At 65.6% G+C, this 5229-nt stretch carries 5 protein-coding genes; 2 read left to right on the top strand and 3 right to left on the bottom strand.

Annotated features, from left to right (window positions below):
- On the bottom strand, positions 1–578 hold a 578-nt coding region (locus tag ACTIIH_RS08705; RefSeq protein WP_441451456.1), incomplete at its 3' end, for a response regulator transcription factor.
- Positions 575–2029 carry a sensor histidine kinase gene (locus ACTIIH_RS08700; protein WP_441451455.1) on the bottom strand — a complete coding sequence of 485 codons (1455 nt, stop codon included), beginning with the start codon at positions 2027–2029 and terminating at the stop codon, positions 575–577. The genes ACTIIH_RS08705 and ACTIIH_RS08700, both read right to left, overlap by 4 nt.
- A 268-nt stretch (positions 2030–2297) precedes the next feature.
- Here ACTIIH_RS08700 and phoU point away from each other — a divergent pair, with 268 nt between their 5' ends.
- Positions 2298–2960, top strand: a complete 663-nt coding sequence (gene phoU / locus ACTIIH_RS08695; RefSeq protein WP_441090143.1) for a phosphate signaling complex protein PhoU — start codon at positions 2298–2300, stop codon at positions 2958–2960.
- A 124-nt stretch (positions 2961–3084) separates the two neighbouring features.
- Here phoU and ACTIIH_RS08690 read toward each other — a convergent pair whose 3' ends face one another.
- Complete coding sequence (locus ACTIIH_RS08690) at positions 3085–3828, bottom strand: phosphoglyceromutase (protein WP_169253238.1); 744 nt, start codon at positions 3826–3828, stop codon at positions 3085–3087.
- A 208-nt stretch (positions 3829–4036) separates the two neighbouring features.
- Here ACTIIH_RS08690 and ACTIIH_RS08685 point away from each other — a divergent pair, with 208 nt between their 5' ends.
- Positions 4037–5080: a bile acid:sodium symporter family protein gene (locus ACTIIH_RS08685; RefSeq protein ID WP_441090142.1), complete on the top strand. Its 1044-nt coding sequence runs from the start codon at positions 4037–4039 to the stop codon at positions 5078–5080.
- The last annotated feature ends 149 nt before the right edge of the window (positions 5081–5229 follow it).

Raw genomic sequence — 5229 nt, 5'->3', positions numbered from 1 at the left:
GTCTTCGTATCGCCCACGTAGTCCTCGCCCCAGATCCGGTCGATGAGCTGACCGCGGGTCATCACGCGGCCGGAGTTGCGCACGAGGATCTCGAGCAGCTCGAACTCCTTGAGCGGCATGGACTGTTCTTCACCGCGCACTGACACGACGTGGCGTTCGACGTCGATGCGCACTCCCCCGGCCTCGAGCACGGACTCATCGTCGAATTCCTCGGTCTCGACATTGCGTCGCAGCACCGCCCGCACACGAGCCAGCAGCTCACGTGAGGAGTACGGCTTCGTCACATAGTCATCGGCGCCGAGCTCGAGCCCCACGACCTTGTCGATCTCCGAATCCTTGGCCGTGAGCATGATGATCGGCACATTGGATTTCGCCCGCAGTTCGCGGCACACCTCGGTGCCGGACGCCCCGGGCAGCATGAGGTCGAGCAGGACCAGATCGGCGCCGGTGCGGTCGAACTCCGCGAGCGCCTTGAGCCCGTCATCGGCGACCGTCACCTCGTACCCTTCCTTACCGAGCAGGTACGACAGCGGGTCCGAGAACGAATCTTCGTCCTCGACAAGCAGAATACGAGTCACGTTGTGAGCTTCCTTTGTTCGCTTTCTTCGGTCAGATCCTTGGATGGGTCGGCGGTCGCCCCGCCGTCTCCATTATCATCGGCGGGCTTGCCGTTGTCGTCGGCCGGGTCGTCCACGCCGAAGGCGGCGGTGCCGTGCCCATCGTCATGCGCCGAGGCGGTGCCGTGCCCGTCGTCGTCCGCCGAGGCGGACCCCGTGTGATCGTCTTCTGTCGCCGAGGCGGCTGCCGTCAGTTCGTCATCATCCGCCGAAGAGGTCCCGGTCGAATCTGCGGAGTGTTCGATGAGAACTCCGGCCGGTGCCGAATCGGTGGCGGCGGCATCGGCTGCGGTTCCGGCCAGCGGGAGCACGATCGTGAATGTCGATCCCTTGTTCAGCTGGCTCCACACACGCACTTCACCGCCGTGGGTGGCGACGATGTGCTTGACGATGCTCAGCCCCAGCCCGGTGCCGCCGGTGATCCGGGAGCGAGCCGGGTCGACCCGGTAGAAGCGTTCGAAGACGCGCTCGGTGTCCTGAGCGGTCATGCCGATGCCCTGGTCGGTCACGGCGATCTCGATGCGCTCGTCGACGAGGTCGACTCCGACGCCGACTCGAGTGCCCTCCGGCGAGTAGTTCACGGCGTTGTCGATGAGGTTGCGCACCGCATTGACGAGCAGTTCGTAGTTGCCTTCGATGAGCAGGTCGCTCGGCGGGGAGACCTCGATGTGGATGCTCTTGCCCTCCGCCCCGGTCCGGGCACGGTCAGCGGCATCGTCGACCACCTCGGCGACGGAGATCTTCTCGGTCGTCGCGGGAGCGGCGTGATCCTGGACGCGGGAGAGGTCGATGATCTCCTGCACCAGCTGGGTCAGCCTCTTCGACTCCCGCTGCATTCTGCCGCCGAAGCGCTCGACTGCGGCCGGGTCGTCGGCGAAGTCGGTGACAGCCTCGGCGAGCAGAGCCATCGCACCGATCGGCGTTTTGAGTTCATGGGACACGTTGGCGACGAAGTCGCGGCGGACGGCGTCGACGCGTTTGGATTCGGTCTGGTCGTCGCAGAGGACGAGGACGAAGGAGGTTCCCAGGGGCGCGACGCGGGCGTGGAGGTAGCGGAGCACGGATTCGGAGTTCTCCCGTGTCTGCTCGAGGTCGATCTCTTCGATGAGACCGCGGGCGCGCACGCGGCCGACGACGCGCAGCATCTCCGGCGATGCCAGCGAATGACCTCTGACCAGGCCGAACGTGTATGCGGCCGGCGACGCCTTGACGACGTCGTCACCGGCGTCGATGACGATCGCGGCCGAGGGCAGGACGGCCAGCACTTCGGCGATGCCTTCGGGCAGGTCGTCCTCGGAATGCAGATCGGCAGCATCGCGGGAGCGTTCGCTGAATCGGAACGCCAGAATTCCCGCTATACCCAGGCCCAGGCCGACGACGCCGGTCAGGACCGCCACGACTAAGAGATCCACAGCCTCAAGCTTAGGCGCTGTCCATCGTCCCGGCGCACCGAATTCACTTCTGCTGGCAGTATTTGCCGAGGAATTCACCTTCTCGTCTGGAGTCGTTCACTCGATCATGCGAAGCTGACGTCTGTGTGCCTGCGTTCCCCGTCGTTCCTGCCCTCTGCTTCCCCCCCGTTGAGGGTGCGGACCGGAATCGCGGGCACCCCTCAGGACGCCAAGCACCGCCGACAGTCACTCCCGATTGTCACGATCAAGAGTTAGGGAACCGCAGTTCATGCGCGAAGTCTTCAGAAACGAATTGGATGATCTGGCCACCCAGCTGGTCGGCATGTCCACCAAGGTCCTCGACGCCATCCGCCTGGCCAATCAGGCGCTGCATTCGAATGATCTCGAGCTTGCCGAGCAGGTCATCGAGGCCGACTCCGTCATCGACAACATGCAGTTCACCCTCGATCAGCAGGCCGCCGAGATGCTTGCCCTGCAGGCTCCGGTGGCTGCGGATCTGCGCGCCGTCATCGGCTCGCTGCGGATGTCGGCATCGCTCGAGCGTATGGGCGACCTCGCCCGTCACATCGCCCAGCAGGTGCGCATCCGCTATCCGGAGTCCGCGATCCCCGAAGGCTTCGAATCCGTGTTCGCGCGGATGGGCGAGTCCGGTGAGAGGATCGCCGAGGCGACGCAGAGCCTGCTCTCGAATCCCGGCCTGTCCGATGTGCCCACGATCAACGCCATCGACGAAGAACTCGATGAGCTTCACCTGAGCGTGTTCGGGAAGCTCGGAGAAGCTCCGGCCGGTTCGCTGGCTCCCCGTCATATCGCCGATGTCACCCTGCTCTCGCGCTACTACGAGCGCTTCGGTGATCACGCAGTCTCCGTGTCGCAGAAGGTCGAGTACCTGCTCACCGGCAACTGGGAGCCCTACCTGTCGAAGAAGTGAGGCCCGCGTCGCACGGACTCACACACGCACGCGCAGACCGCACAGATGACGATCGCCGAGACCTCGGCGATCGTCGTCTACGTCCGGCTCAGCGACTGTGTCCGGCTCAGCGTCTGCGTCCGGCTCAGCGTCCCTGGTTGGCGACTTGGCCGATCGCTGCCGCAGCCGCCTCGGCGTCGAGGTAGGTGCCGCCGGGAGTGACCGGGGTGAAATCCTCGGTGAGTTCGTAGTGCAGCGGAATGCCAGTGGGAATATTCAACCCCGTGATGTCGGCATCGGAGATCCCGTCGAGGTGCTTGACCAGTGCGCGCAGCGAGTTGCCGTGGGCGGCCACGAGCACGGTCTTGCCGACGGTGAGTTCGGGCACGAGTGTGTCGTACCAGTAGGGCAGGAGGCGGTCGATGACGTCGGCGAGGCATTCGGTGCGGGGCAGCGCATCGCCGAGATTGGCGTAGCGGGCTTCACCGGCCTGCGAGAATTCCGAGCTGTCGGCCAGTGCCGGCGGCGGGGTGTCGAAAGAGCGGCGCCACGTCATGAACTGCTCTTCGCCGAACTCGTCGCGGATCTCCTTCTTGTTCTTGCCCTGCAGTGCGCCGTAGTGGCGTTCGTTCAGGCGCCAGCTGCGGTGGACGTCGAGCCATGACAGGTCGGCGGCTTCGAGCGCGATGTTCGCAGTCAGGATCGCGCGCTTGAGCCGCGAGGTATAGACGACATCGGGGATGAGGCTTTTCTCCCGCAGCAGCTCACCGGCGCGCTTGCCTTCGGCACGGCCTTTGTCGGTCAGGGTCACGTCGACCCATCCGGTGAACAGATTCTTCTGGTTCCATTCGCTTTCGCCGTGGCGCAGCAGGATGAGGTTATACGTCATGGCTCCATTTTGACACGACCGCTCCGATGGGGGCGCCGGCGACCGTCGTCGCCGGCGGCCCTCTCCCAGGCAGACACAGTCTTCCCTGTCCGGCCGCAGACAAGGCCATGTCTGCGGGCGCAGTGGGTCTCACTGTCTGGCCGCTGAAAGGGTCTCAATATCTGGGCCTGCGTCTCGCATGCCAATATGAGCGGAGTAGTCTGTACCCATGTCACACACGCCAGCACACCCGGCTTCCGGGGGCACTGCCGCTCACGCCGCCGACCGCAGTTCGATCATCGCCGTCACGGCCCTGCCGGTCTTCGTCGTCATTGCGGGGGTGCTCGGGTTCCTGCTGCCCGACGCCTTCACGCCTCTCGCCCCGTCGATCACGTGGGCGCTCGGCGTGGTCATGTTCTTCATGGGGCTGACCCTGACGCTGCCCGACTTCGCTCGCATCGCCAAGCGGCCGTGGATTGCGGTGCTCGGCGTCGTCACTCAGTTCGTGGCGATGCCGCTGCTCGGCCTCCTCGTCGTGACCGTCTATTCGCTTCCTCCCGAGATCGCCGTCGGTGTCATCCTCGTCGGCTGCGCGCCCGGCGGCACCGCGTCGAACGTCGTGACCTATCTGGCGAAGGGCGACACTGCGCTGTCGGTGTCGATCACGACCCTGTCGACGCTGTGCGCTCCCGTGCTCACCCCGCTGCTGACCCTGTGGCTGGCGGGTTCGTATATGGATGTGCCCTTCTGGTCGATGTTCGTCTCGATCTGCCAGACCGTGCTCGTGCCGGTCATCGTCGGCGTCCTCGTCCGAGTGCTCGCGTCGAAGTTCGTCGACATGATCTCGCCCGTGCTGCCATGGCTCGCCTCGATCGCCATCGCCTACATCGTCGCAATCGTCGTAGCCGGCTCGGCGGGTTCGATCGCCACAGCCGGTGTGCTCGTTCTGCTGGCCGTCGTCACACACAATCTGCTCGGACTGGGCATCGGCTACGGTGTGGCCACGGCCTGCCGTCTCGACACCCCGACGCGACGTGCGCTGTCCTTCGAAGTCGGACTCCAGAACTCCGGTCTCGCCTCGACGTTGGCCACCACGTACTTCTCGCCGCTCGCCGCACTGCCCGGGGCGGTCTTCAGCGTGTGGCACAACGTCTCCGGCGCCGTGGTCGCCTCCCTCTTCGCTCGTCGCCCCTACGGCAAGCCGCCGGTCGATGCGCCCGACCATGATCCTGCAGCCGCGAGTGCGTCATCAGCTCAACCCACGGGCCGATGACCGCCGAGGCGACCGCGCACGATGGCCGATCGGGCCGGGGCTTCGACGGCTTCTCCCCGGAGACCCTGGTGTCGGCCGGCCGGACGTTCACCATCCGCCGCGCCACCGAGGCCGATGTGCCGGCGCTTGTCGCACTGCTGCGCGATGAC

Origin of the sequence: Brevibacterium sp. (assembly GCF_052105255.1) — a bacterium.
GTDB lineage: Bacteria > Actinomycetota > Actinomycetes > Actinomycetales > Brevibacteriaceae > Brevibacterium > Brevibacterium linens_B.
Note: the sequence above shows the minus strand (reverse complement) of the source record. Positions and strands in the feature narration are given on the sequence as shown.